This window comes from Janthinobacterium sp. BHSEK (genome assembly GCF_056174685.1).
The window spans coordinates 1-18,630 of the sequence record NZ_JBWBYV010000051.1 but is presented as its reverse complement, the minus strand read 5'-3'; the positions used below and the strand labels follow the sequence as shown (position 1 = coordinate 18,630).

Genomic DNA, 18,630 nt, shown 5'->3' with positions numbered 1-18,630 from the left:
AACGGGACAGGGCCCAGCTAGCGAAAGAGGACGTCGATCACCAGCCGGATATGGATTGTAACCAACACAAGCCTATGCGACTAGCATAATTTGATTAGACAAAGTGAAACCTATTACACGTATCGATATCCGTGTGGTAACTTCTATGTCTCCGTGGAAATTCTTCCTGTTTTGACACAATAAATAGACGGTCCTGTTAATCCTCATGTTCTTGCGACAATTTGTAAATAATAATAACGCCGCCGTGGTGGAGATGAGCAGGGCCGATTTTCTCAAGGCCAACCTGCGCCTGATCCTGGCCTGGCCCTTGCTTGGCCTGGTCCTGTGCGCGGTGCTGTGGACGGCCACCCTGCTGCAGCTGGAGGCGGAAAAGAAGGTGGCGCAGCAGCAGGCGCTCGACAGTGTGTCTTCGCAGGCCAAGGCTTACAGCCAGTATCTGCTGCGCACCCTGGAGCAGATGGACCAGCTGACCTTGCAGCTCAAATATGAGTGGGAAAACTCGCGCGGCCGCTTGCGCCTCGACCAGTTGAAGACGCAGGGCATGTATGCCTTGCCGCAATTTGCCATCGTCGCCATCCTCGACCGCAGGGGCCATGCCGTGACGGCCACGGCGCCGCTGCAGCGCTTGCGCGTCAACGAGCGCAGCGATTTTTTGCTGCGCCACTGGCGCAGCAATTCCAGCGCGCTGCGCATCGCGCTGGGCAAGGCCAATGCGGCCAGCGAGGCGGCAACCCCGGGCGCCGGCGAAAGCCTCGTGCATTTCACGCGCCGGCTGGAAGACGAGGATGGCAATTTCGACGGTGTGCTGCTCATCTCCATCCATTCCAGCTATTTTTCCGAATTCTATAACAGCGTCAATTTCGGCAAGTTCGGCATGTCCGCCATGGTGGGCGAGGAGGGCGAGCTGTTCAGCACGCGCCTCGGGTCGCGCGTGCTGCCGAGCCAGAGCGGCGAGGGTACGCCGTTTCTCGACACGAGCTTTCTGGAAACGGAGAGCGGCGCCCTGCATTCGGGCGGCAGGATCGCTTTTTCCGACAAGCAAAGCCGCTATGTGGGCTGGCAGGCGCTGAAAGCCTATCCGTTTACGGCCGTGGTCGGCCTGTCGGATGGCGAGATGCTGCACCCCTACGAAGAAACGCGCACCATTTATATCGGCATCGCGCTGGCCGTCACCGTGCTGCTGCTGGCTTTTGCCGCCGTCGCCACCATGCTGTCGCTGCGCCTGGCGTGGCGCCACCACCAGTCCGAAGGCGTGCGCAATGCCTACCGCATGGCCACCGAAGGCACGAGCGACGGCTTTTATATCATCGCCGCCCTGCGCGGCACCGATGGCAGCATCCTCGACTTCGAGATCGTCGACTGCAACGAGCCGGGCGCCGGTTATTTTGGCGTGCGGCGCGAGCAATTGCTGGGCATGCGCCTGCAGTCGCGCGCCCACGAGCCGTATTTCCGCGACCTGATCCACAATTACCGGGCCGCCATGGAGTCCGGCTTTTCCGAGGAAGAGATCGAGCTGCCGGAAGGTAACCCGTTCAAGCTGCGCTGGATACGCCGGCGCCTGGTGCGCAGCGGCGACCGCCTGGCCGTCACCCTGCAAGACATCAGCACGGCCAAGGAGCACGAGCGCGACTTGCGCCGCCTGGCCAACGAGGACGGCTTGACGGGGCTGCCCAACCGCTACTGGCTGCAGCAATTCCTGCCCGGCGCCCTGGGCCGCGCCGCCATCGCGCGGCACATGCTGGCGCTGCTGTTCATCGACCTCGACGGCTTCAAGGATATCAACGATACGCAGGGCCACGCCGAGGGCGACAAGGTGCTGCGCGCCGCCTCGCTGCGCCTGAAGGCCGTGCTGCGGCCGGGCGACCACGTGGTGCGCCTGGGCGGCGATGAATTCGTCGTCGTGCTCGACCCGGTGGAGGACGACAGCCGCGCCGAACAGGTGGCGCAGCGTATCGCCATCGCCTTCGACGAACCGTTTTACCTGGGCAGCGAGCGCCACAAGATGGGCGCCTCGATCGGCATCAGCCTGTATCCGCGCGATGGCGCCGAGACGGAAGTGCTGCTGAAGAACGCCGATATCGCCATGTACGCCGTGAAAGTGGCGGGCAAGGGCCATCACCGCTTCTTCCAGCCCGAATTGTTCGAAACCATCCGCAACCGCCGCGAACTCGAGCAAAGCCTGGTGGCGGCGCTGGAGCAGGACCAGTTCCTCGTCGTCTACCAACCGCGCGTCGACGCCATGAGCGGGCAACTGTGCAGCATGGAGGCGCTGGTGCGCTGGCACCACCCGCAGCACGGCATGGTGCCGCCGCTGGAATTCATTCCCGTGGCCGAGAGCAGCGGCCTCATTTCGCAGCTGGGCGAAGTCGTCATCGAGAAGGTATGCCTGCAGATGGCGCGCTGGCAGGCCAGCGGGCTGGAACTGGTGCCCGTGTCCATCAACGTCTCGGCGCGCCAGTTCGGCCGCGGCGACGTGCACCAGGTGCTGGCGTCGGCGCTGACGCGCCACCGCATCGATGCGCGGCTGATCGAGGTGGAAATCACGGAATCGGCCATGATGGATGAACAGAACCGTGCCGTGGAGCAGCTGTCGGCCATCCGCGCGCTGGGCGTGCGTCTGCTGGTCGACGATTTCGGCACGGGATACTCCTCGCTGTCGCAGCTGCAGAAATTCGCCATGGATGGCTTGAAGATCGACCGCGCCTTCACCATGGAGCTGGGCCGCTCGGAGCAGGGCGAAGTGTTCGTGCGCGCCATCCTGTCGATGGCGCATGCGCTGGGCATGAGCGTGGTGGCCGAAGGGGTGGAGACGCGCGAGCAGCTCGACATCCTGCGTACGCTGCAGTGCAATGAAGTGCAGGGCTATTTCATCTCGCGCCCCGTGCCGGCCGAACAGATGCTGGCGCTGATGCACCAGCGCTTCCTGATACCGCTGCCAGCCCCGGCGCTGGCACTGTAAAACGTCGTGACTGGCGTGGAAAACAACGCCGTTTCATAAAAAGAGCGAACGTTCGCTTTTTTCTAAGAAATATTATATGCTTCGCTCATGCCGTCAGTGAATTGGAGTTCACGGCGGCAAGAACAGTGCAGGACGGGTGAGGTTGAGCTACCCGGGACAATGTGACGAAGACACTTCATATAATAAAGAGAGACCAACTTGAAACATAAATATCTGCCCCTCCTCATCGCCGTCGCATGCGCCGGCTTCGCATCCACCGCCCAGGCATCGGGCTACCGTTTCGGCTCGCAAAGCGTTTCCGCCCAAGGCACGGCCGATGCCAGCGGCGCCGAAGCGGCCGACGCCTCGACCATTTTCTATAATCCGGCCGGCATGTCGCGCCTGGAAGGCACGCAATTCGTGGGCGGCGGCACCCTCGTGGTACCGCATTCGACCTACACGGATTCGGGTTCGAAGCCTTTCTTCCCGGGCAACCGCACGCCTTACGCGGCAACCAAGGACTACGCGCCGGATGCCGTGTTTGCGCCGGCGCTGTATGCCAGCAAGAAAATCAATGAGCAGTGGACCGTCGGCGCTGGCCTGTTCGTGCCGTATGGCGCCAAGCTCGACTACGGCAACGACTGGTTTGGCCGCTATGCGATCACCAATATCAAGCTCGAAGCCATCGCCCTGAATCCTTCCGTCTCGTTCAAGCTGGACCAGCACCACTCGTTCGGTTTCGGCGTGACGGCCGAATACATGAAGGCGGAACTGGGCCAGGGCGTGGACGTGCCGGGTTCGGTCGCCTACCTGGGCAAGTATGCCCCTGGCGCCTCGCAGGCCTTCCTGGCCAATATCGCCAAGACGCAAGGCCTGGCCGCGGCGCAAGCTGCGGGCGCAGCACTGCAGGGCCCGATCAAGGATGGCCACGCCTCGATGGACGGCCATGACTGGGGCTTCGGCTTCAACCTGGGCTATCTGTACCAGCTGAACGAAGGCACGCGTTTCGGTATCGCTTACCGCTCGTCGATTTCGCACAAGCTCAAGGGCAGCACCATCTGGGACTTCTCGCAGGTGACGGGCAATCCGGCCGTGAACGCCTTCATCGCCAAGGCGTCGAACAAGGTCAATTCGGAAGCGCTGGTGGAATTGCGCACGCCGGAAACCCTGTCGGTCAATGCCTTCCATCAGATGGATGACAAATGGGCCTTGATGGGCGACGTCACCTGGACCCGCACTTCGCGCCTGCAGAACCTGGACATCCAGTTCCCGCCGACGGCCGAAGGCGCCGAGCGTATCCGCCAGAACTGGAAAGACACCTACCGCGTGTCGCTGGGTACCAACTACAAGTACAGCGAAAGCCTGATGCTGCGCGCCGGTATCGCCCACGACCAGGCGCCGGTCCGCAGCGCCGAACTGCGCCACCCGGCCTTGCCGGACAGCGACCGCATGCAGTATTCGATCGGCGCGAACTGGAAGCTGAACGCCAATTCCTCGATCGACCTGGCTTACAGCTATATCGACTTCAAGGATGCTGAAGTCAACTACAAGAATGACTGCTCGCCCGTCATGACTGGCTGCACCGGCAACGGTGAAACCACCAAGGGCCTGTTCAAGACCCGCATGCAGTTGATCGGTCTCGCTTACAACTACAAGTTCTAAGCAGGTAGTGGCGACCGACCCGGCCGCCATGAAAGGAAAAAAGCGCCTTCGGGCGCTTTTTTTTTATGCCGCGCCGCACGAAACTTGCTTTTCGAAAAATGTTGATTCATTATTGGAATGAAACCGGATGCAGGTCTGGATGGACATGAAAACCGACAAGGGCATGACATGCGAATTGACATTGATCAAAGCGGCGATGCCGCATTACTGAAGGCGCCGGCAGGCGCCAGCCCGTGGCCGCCATGCGGCGCCACCCGCGGCGGAAAGGCCTGGCCATGAGCGCCACGTTTCCTGCTTTGCCGCCGACTTTCGTCCGGCCTGGCTTCGGCGACGTGCCCGTCGGTGCGGTGGTCGCCTTTGCCGGGGACAGCGCCGGTGCGCATATCGAGGCGAGCGGCTGGATGCCGTGCGACGGCCGCACGCTGGCCGCCGCCAGCTACCCCGAGCTGTTCGTCGTGCTCGGCTATCTGCATGGCGGTTCGGACGAACAATTCTGCCTGCCCGACTACCGGGGCAGCTTTTTGTGCGGCCACGCTGCCGGTGCTTCCGCGCCGACAGATATCGGCGTCAACTATCTGATCAAATTTACCTACGGTTTGCGGACACGGTAGCCATTCCGGCGTCAATCACGACCCTTTACCAGGAGACCAGGAGCGCGGCATGGCAGATTATCTTCAAGGCATGGATGTATCGGACAATAACGGCGTCATCGGATGGGACCAGGTCGCCAGGGGCGCGGCGGCGCCGGCATTCGTCTATCTGAAAGCCACCGAAGGCGGCAGCCGGGTCGACAGGCAGTACGCCAGCAACCGCGCTGGCGCCAACGCGCAGGGCCAGTTGTGCGGCGCCTATCACTTCTTCTCGCCCTCCACGCCGGTGGCGCAGCAGGTGGCCAACTTTTGCGGCACGGTGGGCAGCGTCAAGGGCGACTTGCCGCCCATGCTCGATGTCGAACAGCCCGGACTGGCCCAGCCTGCCTATGCGGCGGCTGTGGCGGACTGGCTGCAGCAGGTCGGCGACAGGCTCGGCTGCATGCCAGGCATTTATACCAATGCCAACTTCTGGAGCAGTTGCGTGGGGGCGTTTGCGCCGTTCCTTGCCGATCCGCTATGGATCGCGCATTACACGTCCGGGCCCGGTCCCGCGCTGCCGCCTGGTGCCTCCAGCTACACGTTCTGGCAGTTTGCGGATACGGGCAGCGTGCAGGGTGTCGCCGGACCCGTGGACGTGAGCCGCTTTGCCGGCTCGCTGGCGCAGCTGCGGGCGCTGCGCTGCTGACGCCGGCCTGGCGGGAAGCCGGGGTCTAGATGCGCATGGCCTGGTCCAGCAAGGTCAATGCCAGCCGCACGCTGTCGTCCGGCAGTTCCAGCAAGTTGTCTCCCACATACCACTCCACCACGCTGTGCCCGGGCAGGGCCGCGTGGCTGGCGCGGCCGAACAGCCAGATGCCGTGGTCCTCGGCCACCTGGTTGCGGATGGCGATGGCCCGCTCGCGCGACACGGGCAGGTGCAGGTGCAGCATGTTGGCCTGCGGCTGGGCGGGGTTGACGGCGATGCTCGGAAAGTCGCGCAGCAGCGCGTACAGCCACTGCGTGCGTTCGAAATACTGCGGCATGGCGGCGAGGCGCGCGTCGAACTGCATGGCGGCGGCCACCACGTAGGGCGTGCGGTGCACGATGTTGCCGCCCTGGCGGCGGAACCATTCGCGCGCCCGTTCGACAAAGCTGCGGCTGCCGGCCAGCATGGCGCCGCCGATGCCGCCGATGCCCTTGTACAGCGACACGTAGACGGAATCAAAACCGCCGCAGATGGCGGGCAGGGGCTGCTGGAAGCCGGCCTGCGCTTCCCACAGGCGCGCGCCATCCATGTGCAGGTGGATGTTGTGCTCGCGGCAATGCCGCTTGATGTCGTTCAAGGCATCCCATGACGGGCGCTGGCCGCCGATCTCGCGCATCGGCAGTTCGACCTGCGCGGCGCCCAGCGCATCGGGCACGGCGCGCAGGTCGTCCGCCGTCCACGGACGGTGCGGGTCCCCCAGCATCAAGCCCTGGAAGTGATCGAGCAGTTCATGGTTGCCCCGCTCGTGGCGCAGGATGTGCGAGGTCGGATGCAGCGCCACCAGGCGCGAGCCCCGGTCCTGGCACGCCAGGCGCAGGGCGGTGACTTGCGTCATGGTGCCCGTGATGCAGAACACGGCCGCCTCGAAGCCGAGCAGGCCGGCGATCTTGTTTTCGAACTGTTCGATCAGCGCGCCCTCGCCATAGGTATCGTGCGCAATGTCGTTGGCCTCGCACCAGGCGGCCATGGCGGCGAAGGTGGCCGCCGGCGTCGGCTGGCGGTGGCCCGGCAGGACGGTATGGCAGCGCTGGCGCAGTTCAAGCTCGTTCACGGTGTTTTCCTTACAGGGTGGCCGTGGCCAGTTTCGCGCCGAAGCCGATGAACATGGCGCCCACGCCGCCGCCCATGCCGGCCGACAGGCGGCGACGGCGGCGGAAGGTCTCGGCCAGGCGGACGCCGACAAAGATGATGGCCGTCAGGTAGGTAAAGCTGATCACCTGGCAGATCAGGCCCAGGCCGATGAAGGACAGCACGGGGTTCGGGAAGGCCGGGTCGACGAACTGGATGAAGAAGGAAATGAAAAACAAAATCGCTTTCGGGTTCATCAGGCTGATGATCAGGGCCTTGCGGAATGGGTCGCTTTCCTTGACGGGGGCCGGCACGGCTGCCGCTTCGCCTTCAGCGGGAGCGGGCGCGCGCAGCTTGCGCCAGCAGCCTATCAGCATCTGCAGGCCGATCCAGCCCAGGTAGGCCGCGCCGATGTATTTCACGACATAGAACAGGGCCGGGCTGGCTTTCAGCAGCGAAGCGACGCCGCAGGCAGACAGCACCATCAGAATCAGGTCGCCGGCGAAGATGCCGAAGGCGCCCTGGTAGGCGGGCCGCACGCCGCGCTGGGCGGCGACCGACAGCACGTACATGGAATTGGGGCCGGGCAGGATGACGATGAAGATGGTCCCCAGTAAGAAGGTCCAGAAATCGGTGATGCCCAGGTTGGCGTGGAAAAGTGCGTTCATGATTATTCCGCTGGATTGAGCTGTACGTGATGGAATTGCAGTGCGGCAAGATTCGCATAGATGCCCCCGAGCGCCACCAGCGACGCATGCGTGCCCGTCTCGACGATCCTGCCGTCTTCCATGACGATGATGCGGTCGGCCCGCTGCACGGTCGCCAGACGGTGCGCGATGATGACGGTGGTGCGGCCCAGCATGGCCGCTTCCAGCGCCTTCTGCACCAGGCGTTCCGATTCCGCATCCAGCGCGCTGGTCGCTTCGTCGAGCAGCAGCAGCGGCGGGTTTTTCAGCAGGGCGCGGGCGATGGCGATGCGCTGGCGCTGGCCGCCGGACAGGCGCACGCCCCGTTCGCCGAGGAAGGATTTGTAGCCGTTCGGCAGGCGCTCGATGAATTCGTGGGCGGCCGCCATCTTCGCGGCGGCGATGACTTCCCCGTCGCTGGCGCCGGCGCGGCCGTAGCGGATGTTTTCCATGGCGTCGGCCGAGAAGATCACGGTATCCTGCGGCACGATGCCGATGGCGTCGCGCAGGGTGTGCAGGTCGAGCTGCTTGATGTCGACGCCGTCGAGGCGGATGCTGCCGCTCTGCGGGTCATAGAAACGTAAAAACAGCTGGAACAGCGTGGTCTTGCCTGCGCCCGACGGGCCGACGACGGCCACCGTTTCGCCGGCGCGGATATCGAGGCTGACGTGGTTCAGGGCGTGCGTATCGGGGCGCGACGGATACGAGAACATGACGTCGTCCAGCGACAGCGCGGCGCCATTCGCGGCGCGCGCGGGCAGCGGCAGCGGCGTGACGGGCGATTCGATTTCCGATTTGACGGCCATCAGTTCCAGCAGGCGCTCGGTGGCGCCGGCGGCGCGCTGCGCTTCGCCCATGACTTCGGACAGGGCGCCGATGGCGCCGGCCACGATGGAGGCGTACAGGATGAACTGGCCCAGATCGCCGCCCGTCATCGAGCCTTCCAGCACGGCGCGCGCGCCCAGCCACAAGACAAACACGATGGTGCCGAAGACCAGCAAAATCGCGATCATGGTCAAGAGGGCGCGGGCGCGGATACGGCGCATGGCCGTCATGAAGGCATTTTCGACGGAGTCGCCAAAGCGTTTCGATTCAATTTTCTCGTGCGTAAACGCCTGCACGGTGGGCATGGCGTTGAGGATTTCGCCGGCCATGGCCGAAGCGTCGGCGATGCGGTCCTGCGAATCGCGCGACAGCTTGCGCACCTTGCGGCCAAACACGATGATGGGCACGACGACCAGGATGAGCAAGCCGATGATGATGCCGGCCAGCTTGGCGCTGGTGACGAACAGCATCACCAGGCCGCCGAGGAACAGCAGCACGTTGCGCAGCGCCATGGAGATACTGGTGCCGACCACGGCCTGGATCAGGGTCGTGTCGGTGGTGATGCGCGACAGGACTTCGCCCGTCTGCGTCGTTTCAAAGAATTCCGGGCTTTGCGTGACGACGTGCCGGTACACGGCGCTGCGGATGTCGGCCGTGACCCGTTCGCCCAGCCACGACACGGTATAAAAGCGCGCCGCCGTGGCCAAGGCCAGAACGGACGCCACGCCGAACAGGGCGAGGAACACCAGGTCGACGTGCTCGATGCTCTTCGAGCCGGCCGCGCCGCCGAAACCGAGGTCGATCATCTGCTTGAAGGCGGCGGGAATGGCCAGGGTCGAGGCGGCGGCCACCACCAGCGCGATACCGGCCAGGAAGAACTGCTTGCGGTACGGCGTCAGGAAAGGCATCAAGCCCTTGAAGGCGGCCAGACTGCCTTTTTTCAGTTCGCGGCTGCTGCCGGTATCGGGCGTTGGTGCGGTGCTTGCGGCGGTTGCTTTGCTGGTACTGCCTGTTTCTGTGCTGGTTGTCATTGTTTTTCGCTTAGGATTTACTGTATTTCGGCATTTTATGCATTGCTTATAACTTCATCGGCTGGACATAGCCCGTCATCTCCAGGTAGGCGCGGCCGACCGGCTGGCCGTCGCGCTCCACCGTCACGGCGCCTTCCCAGTACACTGCCCCCGTCGAGCGGCGCGAATCGAGCTCCTGGTCCGCCTGCAGGGGCTTGATCTGCCAGCGCGTGGGGCCAGTGCGGATCTCGGTGGCGACCGGGTATTCGGCCTGCGTGCGGGGCGAGCGCCACAGCTGCGTGGGCGTGAAATCGACGTCGCCGGGCGCGTACTGCGTCATCTTACCGGACGCGTCGCGCCATGTCGCGTGCGCCCATAGTTTAGCACCTGTCTTGCTGCGGATCTGGAAGGCCATCAGGGCGCCGCCGTCGTCGAGGTTGGCGCCTATCCAGTTCCAGCCGCTGGCGTCCGCATCGAGCACCTGGCTCGACCACTCGTGATCGAGCCAGGTGGTGCCCGTCACGGCTTCTGCCTTGCCGCCCGCGCGGGCGATGGTGCCCGTGGTACGCAGCTGCGGCTCGCTGTAGTAGTAACTCGATTGCGCGGGCCGCGCGCCCTTGCGCGAGTAGCCGCCGACGCCCTGCAGCAGCACGGCCTGCGTGGGCGCCAGGGTCAGCTGCAGGCTGAAGTCGCGCGCGGCCAGGCTGACCTTGTAGCTGCCGTCGGTCTGGCGCTGCATGCGCCAGTCGTCGAGTTTGACGTCCGTGTCGCCCACCTTGGCGTAGGCCAGGCCGAAACCCTCGCGCGCGCTTTTCTCGTCGTGCAGCAGCTTGCCCACTTTTGGGTCGGACAGGGCAGCATGGCCGATGATCAGCTGTTTCGGCGCGAAGGCGCTGGGGTTGTCCGCGTCGGCGGCCGTGGCGCTGCGAAAGAAGGTCACCTGATAGCCCAGCTGCTCGCCGCCGCTCGTTTTTACCCATCCGGTGGCGTACCACCATTCCGTTTTATAGGCGGGGTGGGCGCCGAAATCGTGCGGCATGCGCAGGGTCTGGCCGGCCGGCAGCGGCGTGACGGGGGCAAAGGCGGGCGGCGCGGCGATGGCGGCGGCGCTGCAAAACAATAGTAAACAAGTCAAGCGGCGCATTACCAGTCCTCCCTGACGGCGCGGATGGGGCCAGCGGACAGCGCCTGGCGCCCCGCGATGAGGGCAGTGAGGGCAGCGGCCGTCAGCAGGGCGCCGGCCACGGTGGCGATCAAGGGCCAGGGCAGGTGCAGCTGCATGGTCCAGTGGAACGATTGCGGGTTGACGATGAAGACCAGCACAAAGCTGATCAACAGGCCCAGGACAAAGCCGGTGGCGATGCCCAGCGCCGTCAGCGCGCCGCCCTCGAGCGCCAGGATGGACAGGATCTGGCCGCGCGTCACGCCCACGTGGCGCAGCATGCCGAATTCGCGCGCGCGCGCCAGGGTCTGGGCCGAGAACGTGGCGGCCACGCCGAACAGGCCGATGACGATGGCGATGGCTTCCAGTAAATACGTGACGGCGAAGCTGCGGTCGAAGATCTGCAGGCTCAGGGCGCGGATGGCCGACGGGTTCGACACTTCCAGGCTGGCGCCGAAGGGAAGGGCTTTCAGGCGCTGCTGCAGCTGCTCGCCCGTGGCATCCTTGGCCAGCCACAGGGCCGCGTCGCTGACGTCCATGTCGCCGGTCAAGGCGCGGTAGTCGGCCAGCGGCATCTGGATGGCGCCGGAAGAACGCGCATAGTCGCGCCAGATGCCGGCGACGAAGAACTGGTGCAGGCCGCCCGCCAGCGGCAGGGCCATCTGCTGGCCAGGCTTGACGTTGTACAGGTCGGCCGCCGCCTCGGACAGCCACACGGGCCGGCTGCCTGCCGGCACGGCTAATGTCTCGCCCACCAGCACCATGCTCTTGCCCGGGTCCTGCAAGTTGATGGGGCGCGCCAGCAAGATCACGTTCGGGCGTTCTGCGGCCAGCGACAGGCTGCGCACGCGCTGGAAATCCACCCTGGCCACGCCGGGCAGGGCGAGGATGGCGGCCTGCTCGCGCGGGTTCAGGGCCGTCGTGCCGCTGGCCGAGGTGCGCGCGTACACGTCGGCCGGCAAAATCTGCAGCAGCCAGTCGTCGACGGAGACGCGAAAGCTCGACACCATGATGGCCATGGCCACCATCAGGCTAAAGCTCGACAGCACGCCGCCGAGCGCGATGCCGGCCTGGCCCGCGGCGTTCGCCAGGCGCGCCACGGTCAGGCTGCGCACGGGCGCGTGCTGGCTCGATTGCGTGCGCAGCCAGGCGGCTTGCAGGGCGCGAAAGACGACGGCCGCCAGCTGCGGCATCAGGGCGATGGCGCCGATCAGCAGCAGCGCGATGGACAGATAGCCGAACAGGGGCAGCTCGAACACGGGCGGCAGGAACGTCAGGGCGCCGGCCAGCAGTAGACAAGCCAGCGCGGGCCACGTCTTGGCCAGGCGCGTCGTCACGATTTCCTCGCTGCCCGATTTCAGGGCGATGGCGGGGGCGGCGCGCGCCGCTTCCAGCGCGGGCGCTGCGCAGCCCAGCAAGGCCACGCCGAGGCCCAGCGCGAAATACACGCAGGCGGCGACGGGCGTGAACTGCACCTGCGGCTGCACGCCCGCGAAATAGCCGGCGCCCAGGTCGCCGCCGAAGAAGTGCAGGGCGACGGCCGCCATGGCGTAGCCGCCGGCGATACCCAGCCCAGCGCCGACGATACTGAGGCTGGCGCCCTCTAACAGCACCTGGCGCAGCAATTGTCCCCGCTCCATGCCCAGCACGCGCAGCAGCGCGAACTGGCCGCGGCGGCGGATGACGGACAGGGCCTGCGTGGAAAACACGAGGAACGCCCCGGTAAACAGGGCGACCAGGGCCAGCACCGTCAGGTTGACGCGGTAGGCGCGGCTGAGGTTATTGTTGCGGCTATTCTGGTTCTCGTCGTTGGGCTGGCCCACGTGGAAGCGCCCCGGGTACTGCGCTTCCAGCGCGCTGCTCAGCGCGGCCTGGAAGGCGTCGCGGTTGACGCCCTGGCGCAGTTTCAGGTCGATGCGCGACAGCTTGCCCAGCTTGTTGAAGCGCCACTGCGCCGCGCCGATATCCATCACGGCGATGCGCTGGCCGGCGCGCGCCCGCTGCAGCGAACCGGCCACGCGCAGGCTGACCGCACCGGTGCCCGATTGCAGCGCGACCTGGCCGCCTTCGGTGACATCGAGCCAGCGCAAGGCGGCCGGCGATAAAAAGAGGGCGTCGTCGGCCAGGGTGTCGAAAGGCTGGCCTTCGGCCGGCGCGCCGATCAGGTCGGGCGAGATGAAGCCGGCGCGGAAGACGTCGAGCGCCAGGATCTGCAGCGGGCCGCCATCCTTCTTGCCGCTTACGCCGGCTTGCAGTTCCAGCACGGGCGAGGCCACGGCCACGCCGTCGCGCTGCGCCAGCCACGGGTAGATGGCTTCGTCGAACAGCGCTTCGCGCCCGGCCACCTGCACGTCGGCCTGGCCGGACAGGCTTTTCACGGCCGTGGAAAATTCATTGAAGGCGGCCGCATTGATCAGGTGGATGGCAAAGCCCAGCGACACGCCGATGGCGATGGCGAGGATGGCGACGAAGGCGCGCACGGGGTGAAAGCGCCATTCGCCCAGCAGCAGCCAGCGCGACAGCAGGCGCGTACCCGCGGGATTGGCTGCCGGCGCACTCAATTCAGACATTCGACGGCCAGGCGTTCGCCGGCGCGCCGCGCTTTCAGTTGCGCCGCATCGCGGTTTTTATCGCCCGCGCCGACGGCGTCCTGCGCCGCCCATTTCTGCTCCAGCCGCAGCTGGGCGCAATGCTTCTCGTGCATTTCCTTCTGTTTGGCGGCCCGTTCGCGCGCCTGGTCTTCCAGCTTCTCGCGCTGCTTGCGCGCCGCTTCCATCTGGCTGGCCACCCGTTCCTGGCGCGTGGCAGCGCCCTTGTCTACGGCAGGCGGCGGCGAGGGCACTTCCAGGATCTGCAACTGGCCGCCCGCGCAGGGTGTGGCGCTATAGCTGGTCCGGCCATCCTGCACGCATTTGTAGACGTCCTGCGCGCTGGCGGAAGCGGTCAGCAAGGCCATGAGCAGGAGGGGCGGCAGCTTCACAATATCTTCCCCGGATTCATGATGTTCTGCGGGTCCAGCGCCTGTTTGACGGCGCGCATCAGCTGCAGTTCCAGCGGCGACTTGTAGCGCGCCAGGTCATCCTTCTTCAGCGCGCCGATGCCGTGTTCGGCCGATATCGAACCGCCGAAACCGTGGACCTGGTCGTGCACGATGCGGTTGATGGCATCCTGGTTGGCCAGGAAATCCCGGTCCGTCATGCCGGCTGGCGGCGCCACGTTGTAATGCAGGTTGCCGTCGCCCAGGTGGCCGAAGCACACGAGCTGGCAGCCGGGGAAGGCTGACTCAAGGGCCGCATCCGTGACGGCGATGAAGTCGGCGATGCGGGAAATGGGCAGCGAGATATCGTGCTTGATGTTCTTGCCCGCCTGCGCCTGCGCCAGCGGAATGTGCTCGCGCAGCTGCCATAGTCCTTCGGACTGCGCCACGGAACTGGCGACGACGGCGTCTTCGATCAACTCGTCTTCCAGGGCCGCGCCGATGCTCGCTTCGAGCAATTCCACGGCATGCGCCTCGGACTGGCTGCTGGACAGTTCCAGCAACACGTACTGCCCGTGCGCGTCGGCGAACGGACGCGGCAGTTGCGGGAACTGTTCCGCCACCAGTTGCAGACAATACTGCGACATCAATTCAAAGCCCGTCAGGCTGGCGCCGCAATGGTCCTGCATCAGGCTTAGCAAGCGCAGGGCGTGGGCGGGCGAGGGCATGGCGGCCAGCGCCGTGATGCAGGCCTTCGGCTGCGGGTACAGTTTCATCACCGCGCCCGTGATCACCCCCAGGGTGCCTTCGGCGCCGACGTACAGGTCGCGCAAATCGTAGCCCGTATTGTCCTTGCGCAGGCCGCGCAAGCCGCTCCAGATCTCGCCCTGCGGCGTGACCACTTCCAGGCCCAGGCACAGTTCGCGCGTGTTCCCGTAGCGCAGCACGGCCGTGCCGCCCGCATTCGTCGCCAGATTCCCCCCGATGGTGCAGCTGCCTTCGGCCGCCAGCGACAGGGGGAACAGACAGCCGGCGGCGCTGGCCGCTTCCTGGATGGTTTGCAAAATGCAGCCCGCATCGACGGTGATGGTGCGGTTGACGGGATCGAGCGCGCGGATGGCGTTCAGGCGCGCCAGCGACAGCACGACGGCCGTGCCGGCGGCATCGGGGATGCTGCCCAGTACCAGGCCCGTATTGCCGCCCTGCGGCACGACGGGAATGCGCCATTGCGCGCAGGCGCGCAGCACGCCCGCCACCTGTTCCACGGTGGCGGGGCGCAGCACGGCCAGCGCCTTGCCCGTAAACCGGTCGCGCCAGTCGGTGAGGAAGGGCGCCGTGTCGGCATCCTGGGTGAGGACGTAGGTGTCGCCCAGCAGGTCGCGGCAGGCGGCGAGGAAGTCGGCTTGGTCATGCACGGGCTGTACACTCATTTCTTGATGCTCACTTTATTCACTTTTTCAAGCAGCTCTTTGGCCATGCGCTTGGCGGCCTTTTTATACGGGCGCAGATACAGCACGGCGCAGATGAAATACAGGCAGACGATGGCCGCCTCGCCCCAGGCCATCAGGGCCGAGGTGGGGTTCGTGTCGCTGTAGCCGCGCACCACGCCTTCCGTAAAGTACAGCAGGATCACCATCGACGACCATTGCAAGGTGTAGACGTCGCGCTTGATGACGCCGTACAGGGGAATGAGCAGGGGCGCCGCCTTCAGGACGACCCAGGAGCCGCCCGGCTGCAGCGGCGCGACCACGGTTTCCCACAGCAGGCACCAGACGATCAAGGTGACGAGGCTGGCGATGGCGCCCCAGTGAAAATACCTGTGCAGTGTGCCGTGCATCATGCGCCTGCCAGTTTCGCGGCGTTTTCCGCCAGGCGCCGGCCCAGGGCGATGGCCAGGCGTTTTTCATCGTCGCTCAAGGCCTTGTCGCCGGCGATGCCCGACCAGTGCGTGGCGCCATACGGCGAGCCGCCCGTGGACGTCGTCATCAGTTCCGGGTGCGTGTAGGGCAGGCCCATGACCAGCATGCCGTGGTGGAAGAGGGGGATCATCATCGACAGCAAAGTCGACTCCTGGCCGCCGTGCAGGCTGCCCGTGGACGTGAACACGCAGGCGGGTTTGCCGGACAGGCTGCCGGCCAGCCAGTCGCTGGCCGTGCCATCCCAGAAGTACTTCATGGCGGCGGCCATGTTGCCGAAGCGCGTGGGCGAGCCCAGGGCCAGGCCCGCGCATTCCTGCAGGTCGTCCAGTTCCACGTAGGGCGCGCCGTCCAGCGGCACCTCGGGCGCCGTCGCTTCCGTCACGGTGGAGACGGCGGGCACGGTGCGCAGGCGCGCATCGCAACCGGGCACGCTTTCCACTCCCTGGGCTATCAGCTCGGCCAACTGGCGCGTGGCGCCATGGCGTGAATAAAACAATACGAGAATAATCAGATTGGTTGGCTTCATCATTGGTATTATAGGGCGCTTTACAGCCTGATACGACTGCTGTCATGGCGCCGTTCTGATTTTGCACATGTTTTCAAAATATATATTCCCGTTCTTCCAATACCTGTGGCGCACCCTGAGCATGGGGCTGGACGTCGTGCGCGGCCTGACGTGGTCCGAAACGCGCGACCTGCTGCAGTTCGCGCGCCGCCGCGTGCGCGAGGAAAGCCTGCCGCAAGTGGCCGGCAGCCTGACCTTCGCCACCGTGTTCGCGCTGGTGCCCCTGCTCACGCTGGCCCTGGCCATCTTCACCACCTTCCCCCTGTTTAATACCTTCCGCCACGCGCTGGAAGACTATTTCGTGCAAAGCGTGATGCCGAAGGGGATATCGAACACCATCCTCGGCTACCTGACCACATTCGCCTCGAAGGCGACGCGATTGTCCGCCATCGGCGCGGGCGCCCTGATCGTCACCTCGGTGGGCATGATGGGCTTGATCGAGCGCGTCTTCAACCGCATCTGGCGCGTGCGCCAGGAGCGCCGCTGGACCAAGCGCCTGCTCGTCTACTGGGCCATCGTCACCCTTGGACCGCTGCTGGTGGGCGTGTCGCTGACGGTGACGTCGCGCCTCTTCATGGCCACCAGCGGCGTGGTGGGCGCCGTGCCTTTCATCGGTGCCGTGTTTTACACGCTGGTGTCGATCGGCCTGACCATGCTGGCGTTTACCTTGCTGTATATCGCCGTACCGAACCGCGACGTGGACTGGCGCGACGCGGCCTGGGGCGGCTTGCTGGCGGCGCTGGCGTTCGAGGTGGCCAAGCGCGGTTTCGGTGAATTCATCCAGGAGTTCCCCACCTATTCGCGCATCTACGGCGCGCTGGCCGCCTTGCCGCTGTTCCTCGTGTGGATTTACCTGAGCTGGATGATCACCCTGGTGGGCGCCTTGCTGGTGGCCGCCTTGCCCGTCGTGAAATACGAGCGCTGGTGGTACGAGGCGGCGCCGGGCAGCGAATTCGTCGACGCCGTCGCCATCCTGAAAGTGCTGCACCGGGCTTGCCACTGCGCCGATTCGGCCCTGGTGGGCGCGGCGGAAATTCGCCGCAGCACGCGCCTGGGCTTCGAAGAGATGGAAACCCTGCTCGACAAGATGGTGCAGCAGGGCTGGGTGGGACGGGTCAACGTGGAAGGCGCCGTGCGGGTGCAGTGGGGCAAGCGCGTGGCCGACAGTTCCGATCACTGGGTCTTGCTGGGCAACGTCAACCGCATCAGCCTGGCCGATGTCTACCGGCTGTTCGTCTTCGGCGGCATGCGCGTGAACTCCGGCTACCCCGCTGGCTCCACCAATGAACGCGACATCAGGGCGGCGGAAGAAGCGGCCGCGTTGGCCGCGCAGGTGGAAAACGCCGTGGAAGAGGGCCTGGGCCTGAGCCTGGCGCAGCATTTCGGGGAAGTGCGCTGCAATTGACGGGCCGGGGCAGTGCGCTTCCTGCCGGCATCCGCCCCGCGCGATAGGGACGCATGTCATAAACTGGTCACCGAAGGCCGGTAAGCTTTCCTCTCCATTCATCTTGTAGAGGAAGCAAATATGCGTTGTCATTTGAGCGGTTTGAATTTGTGCCGCGGCCTGGCCATCGTGATGGTCAGCGGCGTGCTGGCTGCCTGCGGCGGCAGTTCCTCTGCCGCTCCCGACGCGGTGCCCAAGGAGGGGGAAGGACTGCCGCACCAGCTGGTCGGCTGGGCAGCGTTGCCTGACACGGCGCGCTGGCCGGGGCCGGTTTCCGGACAGTTTACGGCCGCGGTGCTGGGCGTCAGCCCGCCGTTTGTCAACGGCGTGCCGATTCCGGGCTTCTCCGCGCTGCTGAGGAATGACGACGGCAGCTGGACCGCCATGGCCGACAATGGCTACGGCGCCAAGGGCAATTCGGCCGATTTCGTGCTCGGCCTGTATAACGCCAGCATCAACTTCCGCACGGCCGCAGACGCCAGCAAGACGCCGGGCAGCATCAAGATCAACAGTTTTCTCGCCTTCAACGACGCCAGGGGTTTCTTAAACGACGGCAAGGGCATCGACCTGAAAATCACGGCCGACCATGTCAACTACCCAAGCAACACCTCCGGCGGACTGGTCTTTTCCGACAGCGGTATCGCCGTCGATGCGCGCATTCGCGCGGGCCGCCTGCTGACCGGTTTTGACTTCGACATTGAATCGCTCGCGCGCGCCGCCGATGGCACCTGGTTCGTGGGCGAGGAGTTCGGCCCGTATATTCTGCACTTCGACAAAAACGGCACGCTCATGGGCGATCCCGTTCCCCATCCCTTCCTGCGCAGCCCGGCCAATCCGGAAGTGCTGGGCAAGGGCGCCAGCATCACCGTGTCGGGCAGCCGCGGCTTCGAAAGCCTGGCCTATAACGCCGACCGCAGCCTGCTCTACGCGGTGCCGGAAGCGGCACCTACCGACCCGTCGCTGCGGCCCGTTGCCGCGGATGAGCGCTACCTGAATATCTTCGAGTTCGACCCCGCCGCCATGCGCTACACGGGCA

The 18,630-nt window shown here is 65.3% G+C and carries 15 protein-coding genes; 6 read left to right on the top strand and 9 right to left on the bottom strand.

Translation table 11 applies throughout. The features are described from left to right. The first annotated feature begins 253 nt into the window (after positions 1 to 253). The 4 genes from AC0V2Y_RS18225 (at position 254) to AC0V2Y_RS18210 (ending at position 5,878) form a co-directional block, all read left to right on the top strand. Complete coding sequence (locus AC0V2Y_RS18225; protein WP_475416448.1) at positions 254 to 2,959, top strand: bifunctional diguanylate cyclase/phosphodiesterase; 2,706 nt, start codon at positions 254 to 256, stop codon at positions 2,957 to 2,959. A gap of 198 nt (positions 2,960 to 3,157) precedes the next feature. Continuing rightward, complete coding sequence (locus AC0V2Y_RS18220; RefSeq protein WP_475416449.1) at positions 3,158 to 4,600, top strand: OmpP1/FadL family transporter; 1,443 nt, start codon at positions 3,158 to 3,160, stop codon at positions 4,598 to 4,600. Positions 4,601 to 4,875: 275 nt separating this feature from the next. Beyond that, entirely contained in the window at positions 4,876 to 5,211 is a 336-nt protein-coding gene (locus tag AC0V2Y_RS18215) for a phage tail protein (RefSeq protein WP_475416450.1), read from the top strand. A 49-nt stretch (positions 5,212 to 5,260) separates the two neighbouring features. After that, positions 5,261 to 5,878 (top strand): glycoside hydrolase family 25 protein, encoded by a 618-nt coding sequence (locus tag AC0V2Y_RS18210; RefSeq protein WP_475416451.1) that lies wholly within the window; start codon positions 5,261 to 5,263, stop codon positions 5,876 to 5,878. Between the two features lie 25 nt (positions 5,879 to 5,903). Here the strand turns inward: AC0V2Y_RS18210 and AC0V2Y_RS18205 are convergent, their stop codons facing one another. The 9 genes from AC0V2Y_RS18205 to wrbA are packed head-to-tail and all read right to left on the bottom strand — an operon-like array spanning position 5,904 to position 16,111. Continuing rightward, positions 5,904 to 6,989 carry a threonine aldolase family protein gene (locus AC0V2Y_RS18205; protein WP_475416452.1) on the bottom strand — a complete coding sequence of 362 codons (1,086 nt, stop codon included), beginning with the start codon at positions 6,987 to 6,989 and terminating at the stop codon, positions 5,904 to 5,906. Between the two features lie 10 nt (positions 6,990 to 6,999). Next, positions 7,000 to 7,674 carry a leucine efflux protein LeuE gene (leuE, locus tag AC0V2Y_RS18200; protein WP_326456075.1) on the bottom strand — a complete coding sequence of 225 codons (675 nt, stop codon included), beginning with the start codon at positions 7,672 to 7,674 and terminating at the stop codon, positions 7,000 to 7,002. Between the two features lie 2 nt (positions 7,675 to 7,676). After that, complete coding sequence (locus AC0V2Y_RS18195; protein ID WP_475416453.1) at positions 7,677 to 9,548, bottom strand: ABC transporter transmembrane domain-containing protein; 1,872 nt, start codon at positions 9,546 to 9,548, stop codon at positions 7,677 to 7,679. 46 nt (positions 9,549 to 9,594) lie between these two features. Further along, complete coding sequence (locus tag AC0V2Y_RS18190) at positions 9,595 to 10,671, bottom strand: lipocalin-like domain-containing protein (RefSeq protein WP_475416454.1); 1,077 nt, start codon at positions 10,669 to 10,671, stop codon at positions 9,595 to 9,597. Further along, positions 10,671 to 13,259 (bottom strand): FtsX-like permease family protein, encoded by a 2,589-nt coding sequence (locus AC0V2Y_RS18185; protein ID WP_475416455.1) that lies wholly within the window; start codon positions 13,257 to 13,259, stop codon positions 10,671 to 10,673. The genes AC0V2Y_RS18190 and AC0V2Y_RS18185 overlap by 1 nt, the downstream gene beginning before the upstream one ends. After that, a complete protein-coding gene (locus AC0V2Y_RS18180) occupies positions 13,247 to 13,669 on the bottom strand; it encodes a DUF4124 domain-containing protein (protein WP_475416456.1) in 423 nt (140 codons plus the stop codon). The genes AC0V2Y_RS18185 and AC0V2Y_RS18180 overlap by 13 nt, the downstream gene beginning before the upstream one ends. Next, positions 13,666 to 15,096: an FAD-binding oxidoreductase gene (locus tag AC0V2Y_RS18175; protein WP_475416457.1), complete on the bottom strand. Its 1,431-nt coding sequence runs from the start codon at positions 15,094 to 15,096 to the stop codon at positions 13,666 to 13,668. The genes AC0V2Y_RS18180 and AC0V2Y_RS18175 overlap by 4 nt, the downstream gene beginning before the upstream one ends. Then, positions 15,093 to 15,506, bottom strand: coding sequence for a DUF2069 domain-containing protein (locus AC0V2Y_RS18170; protein ID WP_475416458.1), 414 nt, complete (start codon positions 15,504 to 15,506; stop codon positions 15,093 to 15,095). The genes AC0V2Y_RS18175 and AC0V2Y_RS18170 overlap by 4 nt, the downstream gene beginning before the upstream one ends. Beyond that, on the bottom strand, positions 15,503 to 16,111 hold the full coding sequence (wrbA, locus tag AC0V2Y_RS18165) for an NAD(P)H:quinone oxidoreductase (RefSeq protein ID WP_475416482.1): 609 nt from the start codon (positions 16,109 to 16,111) through the stop codon (positions 15,503 to 15,505). The genes AC0V2Y_RS18170 and wrbA overlap by 4 nt, the downstream gene beginning before the upstream one ends. A gap of 67 nt (positions 16,112 to 16,178) precedes the next feature. On the opposite strand from wrbA, the gene AC0V2Y_RS18160 reads away from it, so the two are divergent. Further along, on the top strand, positions 16,179 to 17,555 hold the full coding sequence (locus tag AC0V2Y_RS18160; protein WP_475416459.1) for a YihY family inner membrane protein: 1,377 nt from the start codon (positions 16,179 to 16,181) through the stop codon (positions 17,553 to 17,555). A 120-nt stretch (positions 17,556 to 17,675) separates the two neighbouring features. After that, positions 17,676 to 18,630: esterase-like activity of phytase family protein (locus tag AC0V2Y_RS18155; RefSeq protein WP_475418354.1), on the top strand; the 955-nt coding region annotated here is incomplete at its 3' end.

Coding starts and splice junctions, on each gene's coding strand:
- AC0V2Y_RS18160 (WP_475416459.1), top strand. CDS start 16,179: ATGTTTTCAAAATATATATTCCCGTTCTTCCAATACCTGTGGCGCACC.
- AC0V2Y_RS18225 (WP_475416448.1), top strand. CDS start 254: ATGAGCAGGGCCGATTTTCTCAAGGCCAACCTGCGCCTGATCCTGGCC.
- AC0V2Y_RS18210 (WP_475416451.1), top strand. CDS start 5,261: ATGGCAGATTATCTTCAAGGCATGGATGTATCGGACAATAACGGCGTC.
- leuE (WP_326456075.1), bottom strand. CDS start 7,674: ATGAACGCACTTTTCCACGCCAACCTGGGCATCACCGATTTCTGGACC.
- AC0V2Y_RS18185 (WP_475416455.1), bottom strand. CDS start 13,259: ATGTCTGAATTGAGTGCGCCGGCAGCCAATCCCGCGGGTACGCGCCTG.
- wrbA (WP_475416482.1), bottom strand. CDS start 16,111: ATGAAGCCAACCAATCTGATTATTCTCGTATTGTTTTATTCACGCCAT.
- AC0V2Y_RS18215 (WP_475416450.1), top strand. CDS start 4,876: ATGAGCGCCACGTTTCCTGCTTTGCCGCCGACTTTCGTCCGGCCTGGC.
- AC0V2Y_RS18170 (WP_475416458.1), bottom strand. CDS start 15,506: ATGATGCACGGCACACTGCACAGGTATTTTCACTGGGGCGCCATCGCC.
- AC0V2Y_RS18190 (WP_475416454.1), bottom strand. CDS start 10,671: ATGCGCCGCTTGACTTGTTTACTATTGTTTTGCAGCGCCGCCGCCATC.
- AC0V2Y_RS18195 (WP_475416453.1), bottom strand. CDS start 9,548: ATGACAACCAGCACAGAAACAGGCAGTACCAGCAAAGCAACCGCCGCA.
- AC0V2Y_RS18175 (WP_475416457.1), bottom strand. CDS start 15,096: ATGAGTGTACAGCCCGTGCATGACCAAGCCGACTTCCTCGCCGCCTGC.